A 20,143-nucleotide genomic window follows, 5' to 3' on the forward strand; every position below is an offset into this window, starting at 1 on the left:
ACAAGCCGCAGACCACGATGACTTGAAGCAGAGCATTTCCCTCTCTGGGGGGACTCTTCGTGCGCTCCCGCCGATGGGGCTGTGCCGATTGCGGCGGGTGTCCTCGTATTCTTGCAAGGCGATATAGCCTTCATGAACTCCCGGAGTGAATGCTCAGCAGCACTTCTTCGTCCAGTATCAAGCATCCAGGCCAATCTGAAAGAAACTTTCACCGGGGTGATGGATGATCATCAAATCAAGTGAGCTTATATTGAAGAAAATGTAGCGACTCCGGTCGCCGCTCTCTGGCATAATTTATATTTAGATAGTGAAATCATAGGAGTTTAGAACGAACGCTCTATCGGAGAGGAGAAGGGAGCAAAATGGCTTCAGGATTGAGGCGTAGCAATCCTGTTCGGCCGAACGCGTTCCTAGTTCCTCACCCTGAGCCGCTGCCGCCTGCACAGTCCCACTGAGACTCGGTAAGGAAACAATGCCGTGAAGAAAACTCGTCTTGCAATGCTCATGGTCCTATGCGTCCTCGGTGGAGCAGCTGCATTCATTGCGGGCCGCGCCACGGTGAAAATGGATGAAGGCACCCATTCAGCCGCGGAGCATGCTGCAATGAGTGCTGCATCCGGTTCGTCTGAGGCCGTTGTTGGAAAGGATGGCTCCCCGGCCATGGAGGCGTCCCAACCTGCGGCATCCTCCGAGGAGTCCAAAGGTGAGCGCAAAATACTTTACTGGCGCGCTCCCATGGACCCCAACTACATCAGGGACAAACCCGGCAAGTCACCCATGGGGATGGACCTGGTTCCGGTATACGCCGATGAGGAGCCTTCCAAGGCTCCCGCACCAACCGCCGAAAAGCTCAGGGGTGAGCGCAAAATACTCTACTGGCGCGCTCCCATGGACCCTAACTACATCAGGGACAAACCCGGCAAGTCACCCATGGGAATGGATCTGGTCCCAGTGTACGAGGACGAGGTTTCATCGGGTGAGGTGCGCATCAGCCCTTCCGTAGTCCAGGAAATCGGAGTGACCACGACCGAAGCGACGGTCGGCCCCTTCACCAAAACGATTCGAACCTATGGGACCAGCTCCTGGAACGAAGCTACTCTGGCAGCTCTCAACGCCAAGATAGACGGGTGGATCGAGAAGCTCAACGTCAACGAAACCGGGCAGCTGGTGAAAAAAGCACAGCCCCTCGTCGAAATCTATTCCCCCCAGCTGGTGAGCGCACAGCAAGAGTACTTGTCTGCCCTCGAGAATGCTCGGGCGCTGAGGAACAGCCCATCGCACATCATGGCCGAAGCCGCGATGAAGCTTCCCGAGGCGGCCCGCATGCGGCTTAAGCTCTGGGACATCAGTGACGCGCAGATCGCAGAGCTGCGAAGGACGGGCCATGTGCTTAAAACACTTACCCTTTATGCTCCTATCAGCGGCATTGTGACTCACCGTGACGTGATGGCGGGAGATTATGTCAAGGCCGGCACGAACCTGGTAAGAATCGCGGGACTCAATCCTATCTGGGTCATGGGCTCGATTTATGAAGAAGATATCCCGCTCGTGAAAGCAGGGATGAAGGCAACCGTGGTGTTCGACAACCTTCCGGGTGAGTCTTTCGAAGGCAAGCTGGACTATGTCTATCCCTACGTTGAGGGAAAGTCACGCACCGGGCAGGTCCGGATCGTCCTGCCGAACCCGAAGGGTCATATCCTTCCCCAGATGTACGGCACCGTCAGGCTTCAGGCCCCCGTGGCCGAAAAGGCTGTCCAGATACCCGGAGATGCCGTCATTCGTGCATCGGCGACTGACAACGTGGTTTTCATAGCCCTTGGCGATGGCCGCTTTGCCGGCCGGAAAGTCGTTCTGGGGCCAGTGGGTGACGACGGGAAAGTCATGGTAAAGGGTGGCCTCGAGGCCGGGGATCGTGTGGTGACCTCAGCCCAGTTTCTTCTTGATTCCGAAAGCCAGCTCACGGCGGCCATTCAGTCTATGCTGTCCCATGGAGACCATTCGAAATGATCTCTTCAGCCATAGACTGGTCTATCCGAAACCGCTATCTCGTACTCGTTCTGACGGTGCTTTTCGTTCTGACCGGAATCTGGGTTACCTATCACACCCCGCTCGATGCCATTCCTGACCTTTCGGACACCCAGGTGATCGTCTACGCCAAGTATCCGGGGCAGAGCCCTCAAGTGGTGGAAGACCAGGTGACCTATGCTCTTACCACCGCCATGCTCTCGGTTCCAAAGGCCAAGGTGGTGCGAGGCTATTCGTTTTTCAACTTCTCCCTTGTCTATGTCATCTTCGAAGACGGCACGGACCTCTACTGGGCGAGAAGCCGGGTGATGGAGTACCTCAACTATGTCTCGGCCCGGCTCCCGAGTGGAGTCTCGGCCCAACTGGGCCCCGATGCCACGGGTGTCGGCTGGGTCTACCAGTATGCTCTCGTCGACAAATCGGGCAAGCATTCTCTTGATGAGCTGAGATCTCTTCAGGATTGGTACCTTCGGTACCAGCTCCAAACCGTCCCAGGCGTATCGGAGGTCGCTTCCATTGGCGGCTACGTAAAGCAGTACCAGATCGAGGTCGATCCCAATAAGCTAGCCGGCTACGGCATAAGCTTAAGCAACGTGAAGCGCGCCGTCCAACGCTCGAACATGGATGTGGGTGGAGGATTGGTGGAGAGCTCCGAGATGGAATACATGGTGCGGGGGCTCGGGTACGTACAAGGGCTTAACGATCTTAGAAAGGTTGTCATTGGAGTCGATCAGGGAGGCATTCCAGTGCTTCTGGGCCAGGTGGCAAACATTCACCTGGGCCCCGAGCTTCGAAGGGGTGTTGCCGACCTCAACGGACAAGGGGACGTTGCCGGAGGGGTTGTGGTAATGCGCTTCGGAGGAAACGCGCTCGAGACCATCAAGGCGGTGAAACAAAAGCTCGAAGACTTGAAGGCGGGGCTCCCCGATGGAGTCCAAATTGTGCCAGTCTATGACAGGTCCTCCCTCATCGAGCGAAGCATCTCATTTCTGCGCCAGAAGCTCATTGAGGAGCTGGTCATCGTCTCCCTGGTTTGCATGCTCTTTTTGTTCCACTTCAGGAGCGCTCTGGTCGCCATCTTCATCTTGCCTCTGGGGGTCATGGCGGCACTGATTGCCATGTACTTCCAGGGCTTAAACAGCAACATCATGAGCCTCGGAGGGATCGCCATCGCCATGGGGGCAATGGTCGATTCGGCCATCATCATGATTGAGAACGCCCATAAAAAGATGGAGCATGGCTATGACAGGGCGCGCCACTGGGAGATCATCGCCTCCGCCTCCAAGGAGGTGGGGCCGGCCTTATTCTGGGCTCTCCTGGTGATTACGGTTTCTTTCCTTCCCATCTTTTCACTGACGGGCCAGTCGGGGAGGCTCTTTAAGCCCCTCGCATTCACGAAGACGTACGCCATGGGAGCCTCTGCTTTCCTGGCCGTGCTGCTGGCTCCTGTGCTCATGGGCTTTTTCATTCGCGGTCGTATTAGATCCGACGAGGAAAACCCGGTTACGCGCTTTCTCATATGGGGCTACCACCCGGTGGCCGAGTGGGTGCTGCACCACCGAAAGACGGTCCTTCTGGCAGCAGTCCTCATACTGGCGAGCGCGGTTTACCCGCTCATGCACCTGGGATCGGAATTCATGCCCCCACTCAACGAGGGGGACCTTCTCTATATGCCGACAACCCTCCCCGGGGTTTCCATCACCAAGGCAAAGGAGCTGCTGCAGCAAACGGATAGGATCATCAAGACATTCCCCGAAGTTAAGTCTGTGTTCGGAAAAGTCGGCCGGGCCGAGACCGCAACCGATCCCGCGCCTCTAAGCATGCTGGAAACAGTCATCCAGCTCCATCAGGACCACAGCAAGTGGCGAACGGTTAAAGAAGATCGCTGGTATTCCTCGTGGGCGCCCGGGTGGGCGAAAAAGCCCCTGCGCTACATATGGCCCGAGGAGAGGCCAATGACCCAGGAGGAGTTGGTGGAGAAGCTAAACGGCGCCATCCACTTCCCGGGGCTTGTAAACGCTTGGACCATGCCGATAAAGACCCGAACCGACATGCTCAGCACGGGGATCAAAACTCCTGTGGGCTTAAAAATCCTGGGACCGGACCTTGACACCCTTGCCACGCTCTCCAGGGAGGTGGAGGCTGTGGTTCGAGACGTCCCGGGCACCCGTTCGGTGATTGGCGAGCGCGTCATGGGCGGCTACTACATGGACTACAAGATCGACCGGGATGCGGCGGCGAGATACGGGCTAACTGTTGCGGATATACAAGACGTCATCGAATCCGCTCTTGGAGGCATGAACGTCACCCAGACAGTGGAAGGGCTCGAGCGCTACCCCGTAAACATCCGCTATATGAGAGACTACAGGAGCAACATTCCGGCTCTCGAGCGGGTGCTGGTGCCGACTCCTACAGGAGCGCAGATTCCTCTTTCCCAGCTCGCCCAATTTAGCATCCACCAGGGGCCGCCCTCCATCAAAACAGAGGGTTCGAGAAAGACCGCCTGGCTCTATGTGGATCTAAACACCTCAGATATCGGGGGCTATGTGGCCCAGGCCAAAAAAATCGTAAGCGAAAGGGTGCACCTTCCCTCCAAATACAACATCGTCTGGAGCGGTCAGTTTGAATACATGATGCAGGCTCGCCAAAGACTCATGATCGCCATACCGGTGACCCTCATGATCATTGTCTTGCTGCTCTACTTCAACACGAAGTCCTTCTCCAAGGTGGTGCTGGTGATGCTGGCGGTACCCTTTTCCCTGGTGGGATCCTTCTGGCTGCTCTACCTTCTGCACTACAACGTCTCGGTTACCGTTGTGGTGGGACTCATCGCCTTGGCTGGTCTCGATGCGGAAACGGGGGTGGTGATGCTTCTCTACCTCGATCTATCCCACTCACTTTGGGAGCGGATGGGGCGCATGAACACTCATGGGGACCTCATGCAGGCAATCTATCACGGAGCCGTCAGGCGAATCCGGCCCAAGATGATGACCGTAGGCGCCATCCTCGCAGGACTTCTGCCCATCATGTGGGGTGCAGGGACGGGATCTGAGGTAATGAAGCGCATCGCGACCCCCATGGTAGGCGGTGTGGTCACGTCGCTCCTCCTGGAGCTCACCATCTACCCCGTTCTCTACTTCTACCTCAAGGGGTCGCACCTGGAGTCCACCTTGGAGCCGACGTCCAGGGAGGAGGTGGTCGAGTTTGAATAGGTGCGAGATACGGCTTGCGGGTTGGAGCGGGTAGAAACGCCCCTACCCCACAAAGACCCACCGATTCACCCGCAACACGGAACTCGCAACCTGCATCATTCGCTGCTCGGAAATGATCTGCCAACGAGCATCTCGAGCTCGGCAAGTCTTTGCGCCCGGTCGGTAAAGGCACGCTGATAAGAGAGTTCGAATTCCAGGAGAGTCCTGATGGAGTCGACCACATTGGGGAAGGTTCCCTTGCCGGTCTCATAGCCCTGAATGGATACTTCGAAGGCCTGCTTCGCTTCGGGAAGGAGGGCATCGCGGTAGAGGGCGATTTTTCGCTCGGCGTCGCGGTACTTGTATAAGGCCCATTTGATGTTTGCCACCAGGCGATTTTCTTTGTCCTCTCGATCTCTTAAGAATGACTTGTACCGAGCGGAGGCTTCCCGCCCTTCCGCGCGGTATTTGTTCCACCAGATGGGAACATTGATGGAGGCAGTGGCGATAATGGGGTCCTTCCCACTGTCGGGGGTGTCTGGCAGCAGAGCATTGCTGGTGTCGATGCCCTGCATGCCAAGAGTAATATCGGGGTAGAAGTTTTTCTTTGCCAGATCGATATTCCATTTTGCCTGGGCAGCCTGGGAACTGATGGCCTTCAGGTCCGGATTGTTCTCCTTGAGCCAGGTGAGCAGTTGCTCCTGTGTAAAGGACACCTTTTCCTCTTCCAGTTTTTCGGGAAAGAAAAGCTGGGCGCCAGACGGCCGGTTCAAGGCTGCATTGAGTTTTGCGGCAATGGGCTCCGCCTCATCATTGAGGGTTTTGAGCCGGTCCTCGAGCCTTCCCAGTTCCACCTGGGCGCGAACAACATCTGCGTATGGAGTCATCCCCGCTGAGTAACCGGCCCGTGCTACGCTTTCGAGGTACTGCACGTAATTGAGATTTTCCTGCGTCACGGCTGTGGCCTGCGCCAGGTAGTGGTATTCGTAAAAGGCTTCCTGAACCTGATAGAAAAGCTTCAGCTTCGCGGCATCGTAGCGCGCCTTCTCCGCCCGGGCCGCTTCCACTGCGGCATTTCCCTGCAGCTGGAGCTTTCCCAGCCACGGAAAGGTCTGGGTCAAAGCAAAGCTTTGGCGCTGCGAGCCTACGCGGGTCTCCACCTCCTGGATGTAATACGCGTACGTGAAGCGCGGATCAGGCAGGGTCGTGACTTGGGGGATTTTTTCCAGTGCGGCTTTCCAGTTGAGAAAAGCTGCCTTGAGACCCGGATTGTTGAGTGCTGCGTAGGCAATATAATCGCTCAGAGTCGACTTCTCGGTAAGCTCGGGGAGCTTTTCCTCCGGGGATTCCGAGAGCGAGACCTCTTTTTCCCATAGAGCCTGGTCACTTATCAGCTGTGCATCTTTTTTGGGAACAGATGCGCAGCCGGCAAAGATGATGATGAAGAAGGCCAAACCCACTTCCTTGCAGAATCTTCTCATGAACTGCTCCACTGTTTAAGCGCGTGAACGGTGTCTTCATGGGAAAACGCAGCTTGCTGTAATCTATGGTGCTTTCTCGCTCCAGCTTTGTAAAGGGAAAACATCTCCCGACTCTTTAGAGCCGGTGCTTATTATAGCCAGGATTTAGTGGAGCTTTTGGGGCACGTGAAAGTCTCTTTCAACGAGAGGCGGGACCATTTTCTAACTACACTGGAGTTGATTGGGGGATCTGTAGATGTGCTTTCCTCAGCTCTACAGCCGAGGGCAGCCGTCTTCCATAGAACCTTTCCTGAACAGTCTGTGGCTGTGAGCTGTCACAATTTTAATCGACTCCATCTTTCCTTATTCTCAATTTGCGATGCGAGAAGATATTAAATATCCATAATTCGATGAGAATCCAAATATTTATAATAATATACCAAAGTCCTTTGCGTCAGATTCCATTTGAAGTCCGCAGCAAAAATCTAGAGTGAAAACAATTGAAGAATTCCAGGCGGCAAGGGGTGTGAGGGCTTAGCCGGAAGTTGGCCGATTCGAGGTGCGGAGAGGGACTGATCGAATCTGTTCCACCCACATGTGAGTGCGAATTTGGGGAACGAGGAATACTGCTGAGTAAAATACCGATTTCAATTATACTTAAAAGCACTTAAAGTATTTTGCGATGTGCCTTGTGATGCTTTTCAAAATAGGCTTTAATATCCAATAAATAATGCCATTATATCTTTAAAATTCAAATAGCTCCTCCAGCCTCTCTAAAATTTCTTGACAAGAGCAGTAAGTGTGGCTAATAGATGACCCTAGTTGGCTTAAGTGAAGCTAACACAATCAAAAAATATGCAGTTAAAATTACATGTTAAATGTTTTGGGAGGCCATTTTGCACGAGGGAGGCTGCTTCGGGTCTGGCGATCCCGCACCCTCCTGCCTTGGAACGGTAGAAGAGAACGATCCGTTCATGTGCCGGGGCGCCTGTCTACAGTGGGTACGTGAGGGAGGATTCCCTCAGTCCGGAGGCGGGAGTCTGTACAGTGTCCCAATGCAGTGCCGCGGTTGAACCAGAACCAGAAAAATCCATCATTTTTACAGGGAGTGAAACAAGATGAACTTGTCCAGGCCCAATTCCAATGACGCCACATTGACCTTCAACCGTTCCAAGAGCGTGGTCCCCATGAGCGGCCTTTGTTCCCGTTGTGTCGACGGCTGCCGCGGCAACTGCGAAGTGTTCAAATCGACCTTCAGGGGCCGCGAGGTGATTTATCCCGGTCCGTTCGGAGAAGTCACCGCGGGAGCCGATAAGGAATACCCCGTCGATTATTCGCATCTGAACATTCAGGGCTATGCCCTCGGCGCCAGTGGGCTTCCATCCGGCGTCGTGGCAGGGCCGGACACAGCGGTATTTCCCGCCGTCAGCACGGAAACGGAATATGGGTGGGACATCAAAGTCAAAATGAAGGCTCCCATTTTCACCGGCGCCCTGGGCTCCACGGAAATTGCCCGCAAGAACTGGGAGCACTTCGCCATCGGCGCTGCCATCAGCGGTGTGACCCTGGTGTGCGGGGAAAACGTCTGCGGGATCGATCCGGGACTCGAGCTGAATGCCAACAACAAGATCTCCAAGTCCCCGGAAATGGATCGCCGCGTGGAAGTCTACAAGCGCTACCACAAGGGCTACGGTGAGCTCCTGGTGCAGATGAACGTCGAGGACACGCGCCTGGGAGTTGCCGAATACGTCATCGACAAGCACGGTCTCCAGACCATCGAGCTCAAATGGGGCCAGGGTGCAAAATGCATCGGCGGCGAAATCAAGGTCCACGAGCTCGAGCGCGCCCAGGAACTGAAGCGGCGGGGCTACATCGTCACGCCGGACCCCACGGATCCCGTCGTTCAGGCCGCCTACAAAGATGGCGCCATCAAGGAATTCGAACGCCACAGCCGCCTCGGCTTTGTCAGCGAAGAGGGATTCATGGCCGAAGTGGTAAGGCTCCGCAAGCTGGGATTCAAGCGTATCACGCTGAAAACCGGTGCTTACAGCCTGCGTGAGCTTGCCATGGCCATTAAATGGGGCTCCAAGGCCAAGATCGACCTGCTGACCATCGACGGCGCTCCCGGCGGGACGGGTATGAGCCCCTGGAGAATGATGGAAGAGTGGGGAATTCCCAGCATTTATATCCACTCTGCAGCCTACGAGTTCTGCTCCAAGCTGGCGGCCAGGGGCGAGCGAGTGCCCGACATCGCCTTCGCCGGCGGTTTCTCCAGTGAAGACGGTGTCTTCAAGGCCCTTGCCCTGGGATCGCCTTTCGTGAAGGCCATCTGCATGGGTCGTGCCCTCATGATTCCGGGCATGGTGGGCAAGAATGTCGCCGAATGGATGAAAAAGAACGATCTCCCCAAGACCGTGAGCGCTTTCGGCTCCACGGTGGAAGAGATCTTCGTGAACTACGAAGCGGTTAAAGATCTGGTGGGAAGCTCCGAAATTCAGAACATTCCCCTGGGAGCCATCGGTATCTACAGCTACTCCGACAAGATCAAGGTGGGCCTGCAGCAGTTGATGGCCGGGGCCCGCTGCTTCAACCTGGGGGCCGTGAGCCGCAGGGAGCTCATGTCCCTGACGGAAGAATGTACGAAGGTCACAGGCATTCCTTATGTGATGGATGCCTACAGGGAAGAGGCGGAAGCGATCCTCAACAGCTAACTGCCGAAGATCGTCAATACGCGGCTCTTTCTTTGCAGGAACGGCTTCCAGCCGTGACAGGAACAGGTAAGGCATGAAAACGGGGCGACCATTTGGGTCGCCCCTTCTTTTTTCCAGGAGCACACAGGCAGCAGGCAAGTCACGCAGCTATGGATTCGGGCATTGATTTGCCATGGTGGTTTGATTAATATACCTCGAAATCCGTATTCTTTGGTTCTAGTGATCTTGTCGGTATTGTTTGTATTTTTGCTGTCCACATTTGGAGAAAAAGTAGAGCATGAATCGATCCTTCAAACCGTTTTTCTGGCTCCTGACCGCATTTCTGTGCGTCGGATGCGCTCACACCACCGAGGAAAAAACCTGTGACCTCTCAACGCAACAGACCATCATGAGCGCTGCTACCACAGTACAGACACCCCCTCAACCCGGGGCGACTTCCGGCATCGAAATTCCGGAAACGAGCTATGACTTCGGGTTGGTGGAAAAGGGCGGGGAATACGTGCACGCCTTTCGGGTCAGGAATGGAAGCTCCCGCACCTTGCGCATCACCAAGGTTTTGCCTGGCTGAGGGACCTATGTTCCCCGATATGATCGGGAAATCCCTCCTGGACGCGAGGGAAGCATTGTTATCCGACTGAACCCTGAGAGCTGCATCGGGGAGAGCACCAAGACGGCCCTGGTGCGTACCGACGATCCGAACAAAAGTTACTTCATGCTTTCGGTAAAAGGGAAATCAAACCGGTAGTACACCGGTGGTATAGAGGTTGGCGAAAGTTTTCATCCCATGAGAGCGTGCGATTCCCCCTCGAGGGGGGCAGGGGGGTGTGAAGACCTCGGCACATCCCCTCTATCCCCCTTCGAAGGGAGACTTCTGCCGCGATAGCGGGCCGGTCGCGGCAGGATGCCGCTCCTACAAAGACAAAGCTATGAACCCACATCCCGCAACCATAATGTAATACTCTGAATTTATTGATGTTTTATATTTATAAACAAGCAAAATATCCAATAAATTCAAAGGGGGGTGCGGAATGTGGGTATGAATCCCTGACACATCATGAACTGGGGTTCATTTCATCCCCTAACGGGTATAAGAACCTGCCAGGCAGAAAGAAATCATGGAAAGAATCTTTGCGGTGGGGGATATTCACGGATGCTACAGGCGGCTCGTGGATTTGATGGACCGTCTCCCTTTCGATCCCTTCGAGGATTTTCTGGTCTTTTTAGGCGATTACATTGACAGAGGTCCTGAATCCCGTGAAGTCATTTCCTACCTCCTGAATTTAAGCCGGCGTGGCGGCAATATCATCTTTCTCAAAGGCAACCACGAGCATGCGCTCCTGGAATATGCTCGGACTGGAGACGAGGAATACCTGCGGATACTCCGGTCGATGGGCATCGAAGAAACCCTCCGAAGTTATGCAAACCAGCCGGTGAGAACCCTGGCCGATCTGTCTTTTCTCCCCGCGGACCATCAGGATTTCCTGGAACATCTTCTCCCTTATTACGAACGGGGAGGTTACCTGTTCGTGCATTCCGGCGTGCCACCTGGAACCGAGCTGGAGCAATGCCGGCTTGAAGACCTTTTGACGCTGAGGGGAACCTTTCTCCGCCACCCCGTCACCATTGGGAAGATTGTGGTTTTCGGCCATACGCCTTTCGAAATGCCCTTCGTCACGCTGGACAAGATCGGCATCGATACGGGTGCGGTCTACGGAAACATGCTCACCGCCGTTGAACTGCCACGCCTGCGCTTCTATCACGCCTGAGGTCCATCCTCTCCCTCTTTCGGCCACTGAGCTACCCGTGAATGATCTCCTGCCAGAAAGGCCTGTGCGATTTTATGGGGCACGCTGTCGTCGAGCATGGCTGCGTCCAGGAGCCTGCTGAAGCCGAGGAGACGCCCCAGAGTGACGAGGCGTTCCTGGATCACGTCCTGGCAAACTTCGACCAGGGATCCCGTCACCAGATCATCCCGCTGATCCGAAAAAAAATCGAGGGATTGGAGCACTTCGCCAATGAAGCGAGCCCGCCTTTGACGCTGAACCGGGCTGGTCCCTCCTCCCTTGAAACGAAAGCGAATGTAATTGGCCCGTGAATTCAGTCCGCAGACCGTGTCGATCATCGTGAAATGGTAGTCCATTCTTGCGTTGAGGTTCAGGTAATCACGGGTGATCATTGCATAGTTTTGTGACCCCACAGGGCGTGCGCTGCCGCTGTCGAGCAAAGATCTGCTGAAAAGGTTCGACATGCCTCCCGAAGGCACGGTTTTCTGCCAGGGCAATCCCGGAGTGGAAATGCCCCTCCACAGTGCCCGCAGAGGGGTGGAGAGGATGTCTTCCGGCGAAGTCTTCTTTCGGCTGCGCCCCGGAATGACCCCGCCCCCGAGATCGATGATGTGGAAATAGAACGGAACTTCATCCCCGAACCGCAGCACGACATTCGACGCCCGCTCCAAAACTTCGTCCCCAGCGGTAAACATGGCCAAGACAGCCTTTTCATGGGCGTAGCGAATGAGGTCGTGGATGGATCGGCATTCCATGATGGAGAACGTGGGTCCGTATGCGTCCGTGAGATGGAGAGGTTCGATCCATTCCTTCAGTTGGGCCAGCTTGGGATGAATGGAGCTGTTTCCTTTCGCGGGCTTCGTAATCTTGGGCAAAGTCGTACTCTGGTGCTGAGCGATATCGGACCAGGCGCTCTCCGGGGCTTCCGATACCAGGCTTCTGTCGGCTTCCAGAACAATCCATTGGCCGTCTTGGATCACTTCCGTGGCTTTTCCCGTTCCTGTGAGCATGGGGCGGGAATATTCGCGAGCGACACAGGACAGGTGATCCGCGGGATTGCCGAAATCTACGATCACCCCTTCAACAGACGGAAGCCATCGGACGGCGTCGACCATGCTTCGCCTTAAGACCAAAATAAACGGATTTCGGCTATCCTCTGATATCGTTTTGAAATCGTCCAGGGATTGGATGATCCTTGCTTTCCCGACGCAGCGTCCCGGGGAGGCGCATACTCCGCTGTCAATGAGAATCTTCTCCCGTACCACCGTTCTTCCTCTTCCTTCCCGGTGGACGAGATGGGCCGGGCGGGCCTGGAGGATGGAAATTTGGCCTTCGGAATCAATGGCCCATTCGATATCCTGCGGCAGGCCTTTGAGGCTCTCGATGGCGCGGCCATATCCCACCAGAGAGAGGACTTCCTTCGGAGAAAGCAGGGCCGTCTCTCCTTCTGAAGCGGGAATTTCCTCTTCAGAAACTCCTCCACTGCCAAGAGGGACGACTCTGTGCGTCTTCCGTGCGATGTGCCTCCATTGTCCAGGGTCTTCCCGGTCCGCTCCATCACGGAGGGGCCTGTAAAGATCCGCGGGGGCCTCTCCTCCCACCGCCAGGATGCCCAGCCCCGCAACGGCGCTGATGAGCATGCGATTGGCTTCCGGGGCTGTGGGATCCACGGTGAAAAGCACGCCTGCGGTCCTGGCGTCCACCATATGCTGGCAGAGGACAGCCATATCGTAGTCTGGAAGCGGAAGTCCCGCATGAAAACGATAGATGGTGGCGCGAACATTGAAATTGCTCGCCAGCACTTCTTTGACGGCAGCGATCAGTGAATCGAACGATGCCACGTTGAGCACCGTTTTGAACTGGCCCGCGAAGGTGTGGTCCGGATGATCTTCTACGGATGCACTGCTTCTGACGGATAGTCTGATGGCGGAACCCCCGCTCAGCCGGTCGTAAGCGGCTCGGATGTCGCTCGCGAGATCCTCGGGGATTTCTGCGCCCAGAATGTGTTTGCGAATCTCCTCTGCATCGGCTTCAGTGTATGCTGAACGGACTTCTTGATTGGCCAGATCGTCAAGCCTTTCGCTGATGAGAGCATCCAGATGGTTTTTGGCAAGGATTTCACGGCAGGCTCTGGAAGGGATGACAAAGCCGGCGGGGACCGGCATGCCGGATTGCTTCAAGCTGCCCAGGGAGCCGGCCTTGCCTCCCACAATCGACTGATGGGAAGGCGTCAGATCTTCCAGGAAGATGCAGCTGCATTCCTTCGGCGAAAGGGTGGATATGTCGCGCAAAGATTGCCTGATGGCGACGGCAAGGGCCCGATGCTTTTCATACAGTCCGGCATGCCCGTTGCCGGTCAGGCGGTTCAACCCGTCTACAATCTCATAGGTAATGCTCAGGAGCTCTTCCGTCTCGTCGGCAATGGCCGACCAGGATGGGACGGCTGAAGTGAGCAGACGATTGACATTCAACAGCAGATCCAAAGAATGGTCATTGTTGGCCAAAAGAATCCGAAAGGTGTGATAGGAAATTCTAAGGTCGTTCAGCACCTCCTCGTTACGCGCCTCTTGGCGGGCGTGCCAGGTTTCGATGATCTTGTGAGGGAATTTTTTGAGGTAGAGCTTCCACATTTTCATTTCAGCGGCTGTCCTTGCTTGTCTTGGAGGTGAACAACCGTAGCATGTCCTCTATGCTGCCTTCAGAGACCATGGAGACATCCAACCGGCGGGTGAAGCCCGTCAGCGATCCAAGGGTATTCAGAGCCTGGGTGGATTCCTCTTTGGTGGTCCATCGAAGGTATCCGCTCAAAAGGTCTCCTTTCACAGTCGTTTTGAATCCGATTTTGTCGAGAACATTTTTTATGAGAGCCACTCTACGCCCACGCCGCCTGGCGTCGGCGAATCCGCCTGCAAATCGGAAAGAAATGGTATTGCGTCCTGGGTTTTCGTCGAGATAAGCGTCAATGATGCTGGAATGATAACCCAAATGGAGGCTCAAATTCATATAGTTTCGGGCGATGATGGCGAGGTTCCTTCCCGTATGCTCTGGTGGGCCTGCGAGAGTCGCCTCTGTCCTGTCGAGACCCGAGAAGATATCCTGCAGACTGATCGGCGGATTTGGGTTGTCCTCCCAAAGTGCCTTGGAAGCGAGCCCTTGCAGAAACGCCTGGAGTGGCTCCGAATGCACTTGCGTGCCTTGCCGCGCATCGGGGATTCCCTCGGGATCATCCTCTTCCACATCGATGACGTAGATGTGCAAAGGGAAATCGACTTCCAGGCGGCGAGCGGGCACGCTGTTCTGGAGATTCGCGTGCTCCTGGATGTGGATCAATTCTTCGATGGAGCGTTCGTGAGCGAAGTGGATGATGTCGTGGTATGTGTTGCAATTTTCGATGGAAAAGTTGTCATCCTCGGGATCGATGAGATTCAGTTTCCTGATCCAGCGCAGCAGGCTTCGTAGAACGATGTATTCGGGTTCGGTGGGGCAGAGGTCCGCACCGGAGGCGCGGTAGGAAAGGAGGGGATCGATTCGGCCGCTGTAGATGACTCGATCTCCCGCGTCAACCGTCACATCGGTCCCTTCGGCCAGGATGTCGAGGGCGCCCGTTGCTCCAAAGATCGCGGGAACCCGCAGTTCTCTTGCTATGGTCGCCAGATGCCCCGCCGGAGTACCGATTTCCGTGATGAGGGCTGAAACGCGGTCCAGGATTTGGCTGAGTTGGGGAGTCGCTTTCCGCGCCACGGCGATGGCTCCGAAAGGGACACCGCCTGCCGGGGTGTTCTCCGAAACATGAACAATTTTGCCGTAGGATATGCCGGCTTGCGCCGTTTCTCCACCTTTCAACAGGATATCCCTTCCTTGAAGGATGTCGAAGAGATCAGCAGAAAGGTGGGACTGTTCCATCGTATGGCAGACCTGTGAGATGCCGAGTATGACCGGGCTTTTGGATTCGTCCCGCCCCCATTGTACCTCGAAGGAGGCCCCCATCATTTTTTCAATGGTTGCCGCGGATTGTGCAACCGTTTTGAGGAAGCCCGGTCCAGTCCATCCGGAGCCGGCGTAGAATCCTCTGTGCCGGGAAGTGAGCGCCCTGGCTGTGTGTTCAGGATGCCGTGCCGGGTCTTTGCTGAGGATATGGGACTGAAGCAGGTCGAAAGGTGGAGAGCTGCTCACCCAGTAGGTTTCGACTGCTTCGGGATCCTGTACGGGAGCGGCGGTGATGGAAAATGCCTCGAAGTTTGATCCCGGTAGCCTGTCTGGTGAAATGGATCCGCTCAGAGAAACGGGCATGGCTTCGTGAACGGCCAGTGCCACACAGAGGTCCCGTTCCACCCATGCCGCGGCATGGCTTGCGTACCCGGCAAGCGCCAGTTTACAGACACTGAGGAGCTCGCCCGGCGAGATATTGTCGATGCCTATGGGAAATGGTTCCATTGAGCCCGCCTCTGTCGGACAGGGTCTTACGGACAGGCGGATTGCCTCTGGGCATCGACCCTGCAGTGCGTGCATCTCCCTCTCGACCGCTTTTTCGAGGTCAAGCGGGATGGCGGCACCCGCGAAGGCTTCTTTCAATGACTGACTGTCTCGTCCCAGGCAATAGTCTTTACTGAAGCCGTTTGCTTCCAAAAACGCCTTGCAGCCCGCGGCTGTCACGACAAAGCCGTCGGGGGCTCGGAGAGCGTAGCGATGACGTGCTTCGGCAAGGCAAATATTCATCATCCCCACGAGAGGCTCCATTTCCCAGCCCAGTGCGGGGTAGGGAATCGTCAAACTCGATGCGAGGGGACCCGCACCACCACGGAGAATGTCGTCAAGGATGTCCTTGACGCTCTGAAACCGTTCGAAAAGTGCGACATATTTATTCTGTGAAAGGGCGTTCAGGCAGTAGACGACCTGATAGACGGAATCACCCAGTTTGTGTACCGAGCTCTCCAGGAAGGCACGGTCAAAGATATACTCGCCTCCCAATGCGCGATCCATCTCTGCCATGAGCTCCAGGATGCCCGTGTTGAGCTTCTGAATCCTGCGGAACTTGGAAAAAATCGATCGTATCGTTTCCTGCCCATCCCGAAGAACGTGGCGCGCCCTCCAGCGTCGGAAAAAAGGTAGGTGCATGGACTCCCAAATTCTCCCCTGACAAGCCCCGAGGAGCTGTCGACTGGAAATTTATCCATGAGTCATGTTGATACTCTAAGCTCCCGATCGAATGCGTTTTTCCATCCGTCGGACAAGATCGATGATGTCATTCAGCCTGAAGGGTTTGGCCACGAAATCAAATGCCCCTTTTTGAAAGGATTCTTTGGCCGTCTCAGGGGTGGCGAAGCCCGTGATGATAATGACGCCGGTCTCAGGGCTAATGGTCTTGATGTGCGAGAGAAAACGCAGGCCGTCATCACCTTCCATCTTCAAATCGGTGATGACGATATCGAATCGTTTTTCGTTTATTCTCGACTTGGCCGACGCACTGTCCACGAAGGTTTCCACTTCGTATCCCGCTTTCTGGAAGGCGGGTTTCAGCCGTTTGCAAACAATCGCCTCATCGTCCAGGATGAGGAGTTGAAGCTTATCGCTGATGTTCCTGTTTTCAAGAGAATCGCTCATGGGAAACCTCTGTCGTGGCTTGGATGCGCCGGAGGAAATCTTCGACGCACCAGCTGACTTGATGCTCATTCGTTAACCTTACATCGAGCTGTCGCGTGTATCCGATCAGCCCGCCCAGCATTTTCATGTTCTCGATCATCCGTTCCCTGGAGCTTTTCTTGATTTTTGCTACCACGAGGTCCCCGTGTACTTCCACCAGGAAATCAAATTTTTCCAGGACGTCACCGATAAACTTTGCCCTGCGGGACCGGCGGAGCAAATCTGTCACACCTCCAAGAAATCTGAAATAGATGTAATTATTGTTCACCACATCACCAATATATGCATCGAGCAGATTGTAATGATAACCAAGCTTCAAGCTCAGATTCATATATTCCTTTGAAATGACGGCCAGATTGCGCCCCTGCTGATGCAGGTGGGCCAGAGTGGAGGTGGCCGGCTTTGTGAAGCTCGACATGAAACTGCCGAGATCGACTGTGACGGGCTGAGTTTCCCACATGCCGGATTCGATAAGCCCCTGAATCAAAGCCTTCAATGGCAGGGACAGGATATTTTCTCTCGCCATGCGTTTGGCCTGTGGAGCTACATTCGTGCCTTTGTCCACATCGATGACGACCAGTCCGAGGGGAATGCTCAAATCGAGCTTCTTGGGCGTCGTATTGTGGTATTGCTGATATTTTTCACTCAGGTTGATGAGCTTTTCAACCGCCACTTCATGGATGTACCGTGTGATGTCGTGGTATGTGATGCATCGCGAGGGCTTGAAATCCTGGCTGTGCGGATCCACCAGGTTGAGAGGGTTGATTTTCTTGAGAATCCTTCGAAGCAGGCGGTATTCGTAGGAGTCTTCGAACACATCCTCCCCGGCCAGCTCAAATCGGCCGAGCTCCTTGATGATGCCGCGATACACGGTGTTACGGGTGGCATCGAGGGTGATTTCGTCTCCTGTTGAAAGAACCTGGGTCGCTATGCCCGTGTCCACAATGGTCGGCACCCGGTGCTCACGGGCGAGCGTCGACATATGGCCAGTCGCCGATCCGATATCCGTTATGATTCCCTGTGCCCTTTGCATGATGCGCGAATAACGGGGCGAGGTGTAACGGCTCACCAGGATGGATCCGTGAGGGAAGACTTGCAAATCTTCTTCGTTTTGAACGACGAAAGCCTTTCCCATGGCAATCCCATGCTGCACGACAACGCCTTTACCAGCAAAAATGACCTGATCGTTACCCGCGGAGTCCACGTACTGGAGCATTTTTTCAGGTTCTTTCGGGCGAATGTTGAGAGGTCTGGACTGAAGGATGAAAAGCTTGCCGTCTTTGTCAAACGCCCATTCCACATCCTGGGGTCTTTTCTGGTATTTTTCAATGACGAGAGCAGCCTGGGCGAGCTTTTCCATCTGCTCGGCATTCAGGCTCGGTGCGTTTCGAAGTGCTTCGGGAACCTGGGTCCATTCTGTTCCCGAGTCGGCCTTTGGGATGAGCATCATTTCTTTGGATGCGACATCCATGGACTGGAAACGGTAGGGAGGGGTCCGGTCGATAAAGATCGTGTCCGATTCGGCCATGCCCTGGACGACACTCGGTCCCAACCCCCATGCGGCACTGATGAGCATTTGTTCGTTCTCCGTTGAGAGGGGGGCATAGGTGTACATGGCTCCGCTCACCTCCGCATCCACCATCAGTTGGCATCCAACAGCCATGGCCAGCTCATGCTCATGGTATCCCCTCTGCATCCTGTAGTGCCAGGCCTCCATCGAATAGGCGCTGGCCAGAACTCTTTTGTATGCCTCGAGAATGGATTTGGACGGGACATTGAGTACGCTTTCGTACTGACCGGCAAAACTGTATTCGCCATCTTCACCCCAGGCGCTGCTCCTGACCGCGAATCGGAGTCTGCTCTTGGGGTATTTGACCGAAAGAATGTCCGTTGCAGCCGTCACATGAGCAGCCAGGGTACGGGGTATCTTTCCTTTCAGGATGCGTTCGCGAACCTCATGGGACAATTTCTCCAGGAAGTCATCATCCAGATGCTCCCGCGGTGGGAGTGTCGCTTCAATGTACTTTGTCAGACCGTTGTATTCCATGAAGTCGAAGAACGCCTTGGTCGTAATGACAAACCCGTCCGGAGTCTGCAAGTCCAGGATATTTTTTATCTTGCCGAGAGTGGCGAATTTGTTGCCGACCAGATCGTTGGAATCGGCCTCCAGATCTTCGAGAAGGATGGTCTGTTTGGTGACGGGAAAGGCATGCCTTCCCTCCAACTCCTCCTGGATTTCATGCTGAATGCGTTCAAAAGCGATGAACAGATCAACATTTTCCTGCTGATTCAAAATACAGAGATCCGAGATCATCTTGAATACCAGGTCGTTGAGCCGGTCACAGGCTTCAACGATGTATTGACGGTCAAAAACGTATTCCCCTCCCAGCTTGTCACCCATGTCCGCCATCAGTTCGAGGATTCTGTTATTTTTCACCAGGATGCTTCTGAACTTCTTGAACAGCACCGTAAAAGGGACAATGGGCTTTGACGGCCTGAAAAAGGAGAAAACGTTCTTTAGACCGACCATGATATCCACACCACCTGCCCTCAATGTGCACCCTTGCTCTGGAATACCAACCCGATGCCCAGGCCGGCCAATACGGCAATGACGGTGGCAAGAATTCCGTACATGGCGCCGTTGCCGAAGGCCAGGGTGGAAAGAAGGGCGGGAAATCCCGTCAGTGCAACATCAACCGGCATCGAAGCACGTGCCACAATCTCGTCGTTACGAACTGCTGCGACCTCTACGGTGTATTTACCGGGAGAGAGGCGAGAGGGTACCGGAATAGTGGCCTTGAACGTTTTCATTCCGGACGATGCAGCCTCGTAAGTGAGCTTCTGCGTCAACTGGCGGTACAAGCCTTCGTCCTGTTTGAGCTTCAGCAATTCTTCGATGTCCTTCTGCGGATCGATGTTCGCTGCAGATTCCACCTGTACCGAGCTCTTCAATCCCGAAAGCTCGAGCTCCTGCAGCGCGGGATTCGGGGAGGAAGTCCCATCCTTGAGATCTTTGGATGTGCAGACGATGCAGATATTGGGTACGTTTTTAAAAGTCAGCGACTCAAGGTTCATCCAGAGTAAGCCGAAGACTTTGCCCTTCTCTTTCATGTGAAGGTCGGTAGGGGTTCCCACGAAACGTGCAACCACCTCGCTGTCGGCCGGGACATTCCCCGTTACCGTGAGAGTGGTCCCATTGTAAAGCGCATCGATGATGATGCTGTCGGGCTGAACCTGAAAATTGACCTGCTCCTCCGCCGCGAATGCGGAGGTACAGAGAAATACGAGAAAGGCTGCAGTGAGATGGATGAGCATGGCTGGTCGTATCATGG

General features: G+C 54.9%; 11 protein-coding genes. 5 read left to right on the forward strand and 6 right to left on the reverse strand.

The window, feature by feature from the left end; translation table 11 throughout:
* Window positions 1–477 precede the first annotated feature (477 nt).
* Window positions 478–2,007, forward strand: coding sequence for an efflux RND transporter periplasmic adaptor subunit (locus MWC30_RS04795; protein ID WP_244083018.1), 1,530 nt, complete (start codon window positions 478–480; stop codon window positions 2,005–2,007).
* Window positions 2,004–5,237 carry an efflux RND transporter permease subunit gene (locus tag MWC30_RS04800; RefSeq protein ID WP_244083019.1) on the forward strand — a complete coding sequence of 1,078 codons (3,234 nt, stop codon included), beginning with the start codon at window positions 2,004–2,006 and terminating at the stop codon, window positions 5,235–5,237. Before MWC30_RS04795 ends, MWC30_RS04800 begins: the two co-directional genes overlap by 4 nt.
* A 95-nt stretch (window positions 5,238–5,332) precedes the next feature.
* On the opposite strand, the gene MWC30_RS04805 is transcribed toward MWC30_RS04800, so the two are convergent.
* Window positions 5,333–6,697 carry a TolC family protein gene (locus tag MWC30_RS04805; protein WP_244083020.1) on the reverse strand — a complete coding sequence of 455 codons (1,365 nt, stop codon included), beginning with the start codon at window positions 6,695–6,697 and terminating at the stop codon, window positions 5,333–5,335.
* Window positions 6,698–7,794: 1,097 nt separating this feature from the next.
* On the opposite strand from MWC30_RS04805, the gene MWC30_RS04810 reads away from it, so the two are divergent.
* The 3 genes from MWC30_RS04810 to MWC30_RS04820 all read left to right on the forward strand — a co-directional run bounded on the left by MWC30_RS04810 (window position 7,795) and on the right by MWC30_RS04820 (window position 11,153).
* Window positions 7,795–9,387, forward strand: coding sequence for an FMN-binding glutamate synthase family protein (locus tag MWC30_RS04810; RefSeq protein ID WP_244083021.1), 1,593 nt, complete (start codon window positions 7,795–7,797; stop codon window positions 9,385–9,387).
* A gap of 277 nt (window positions 9,388–9,664) precedes the next feature.
* Window positions 9,665–9,955, forward strand: a complete 291-nt coding sequence (locus tag MWC30_RS04815; protein ID WP_244083022.1) for a DUF1573 domain-containing protein — start codon at window positions 9,665–9,667, stop codon at window positions 9,953–9,955.
* Between the two features lie 547 nt (window positions 9,956–10,502).
* Complete coding sequence (locus tag MWC30_RS04820; protein WP_244083023.1) at window positions 10,503–11,153, forward strand: metallophosphoesterase family protein; 651 nt, start codon at window positions 10,503–10,505, stop codon at window positions 11,151–11,153.
* On the opposite strand, the gene MWC30_RS04825 is transcribed toward MWC30_RS04820, so the two are convergent.
* The 5 genes from MWC30_RS04825 to MWC30_RS04845 all read right to left on the reverse strand — a co-directional run bounded on the left by MWC30_RS04825 (window position 11,144) and on the right by MWC30_RS04845 (window position 20,141).
* A complete protein-coding gene (locus tag MWC30_RS04825; protein WP_244083024.1) occupies window positions 11,144–13,807 on the reverse strand; it encodes a PEP/pyruvate-binding domain-containing protein in 2,664 nt (887 codons plus the stop codon). The genes MWC30_RS04820 and MWC30_RS04825 overlap by 10 nt on opposite strands.
* Window position 13,808: 1 nt before the next feature.
* Complete coding sequence (locus MWC30_RS04830) at window positions 13,809–16,286, reverse strand: PEP-utilizing enzyme (protein WP_244083025.1); 2,478 nt, start codon at window positions 16,284–16,286, stop codon at window positions 13,809–13,811.
* A 75-nt stretch (window positions 16,287–16,361) separates the two neighbouring features.
* Window positions 16,362–16,772 carry a response regulator gene (locus MWC30_RS04835; protein ID WP_244083026.1) on the reverse strand — a complete coding sequence of 137 codons (411 nt, stop codon included), beginning with the start codon at window positions 16,770–16,772 and terminating at the stop codon, window positions 16,362–16,364.
* Complete coding sequence (locus tag MWC30_RS04840) at window positions 16,756–19,341, reverse strand: PEP/pyruvate-binding domain-containing protein (protein ID WP_244083027.1); 2,586 nt, start codon at window positions 19,339–19,341, stop codon at window positions 16,756–16,758. Before MWC30_RS04840 ends, MWC30_RS04835 begins: the two co-directional genes overlap by 17 nt.
* Window positions 19,342–19,361: 20 nt before the next feature.
* A complete protein-coding gene (locus MWC30_RS04845; protein WP_244083028.1) occupies window positions 19,362–20,141 on the reverse strand; it encodes a TIGR02186 family protein in 780 nt (259 codons plus the stop codon).
* Between the last annotated feature and the right edge of the window lie 2 nt (window positions 20,142–20,143).

Origin of the sequence: Desulforhabdus sp. TSK (assembly GCF_022836495.1) — a bacterium.
Lineage (GTDB): Bacteria > Desulfobacterota > Syntrophobacteria > Syntrophobacterales > Syntrophobacteraceae > Desulforhabdus.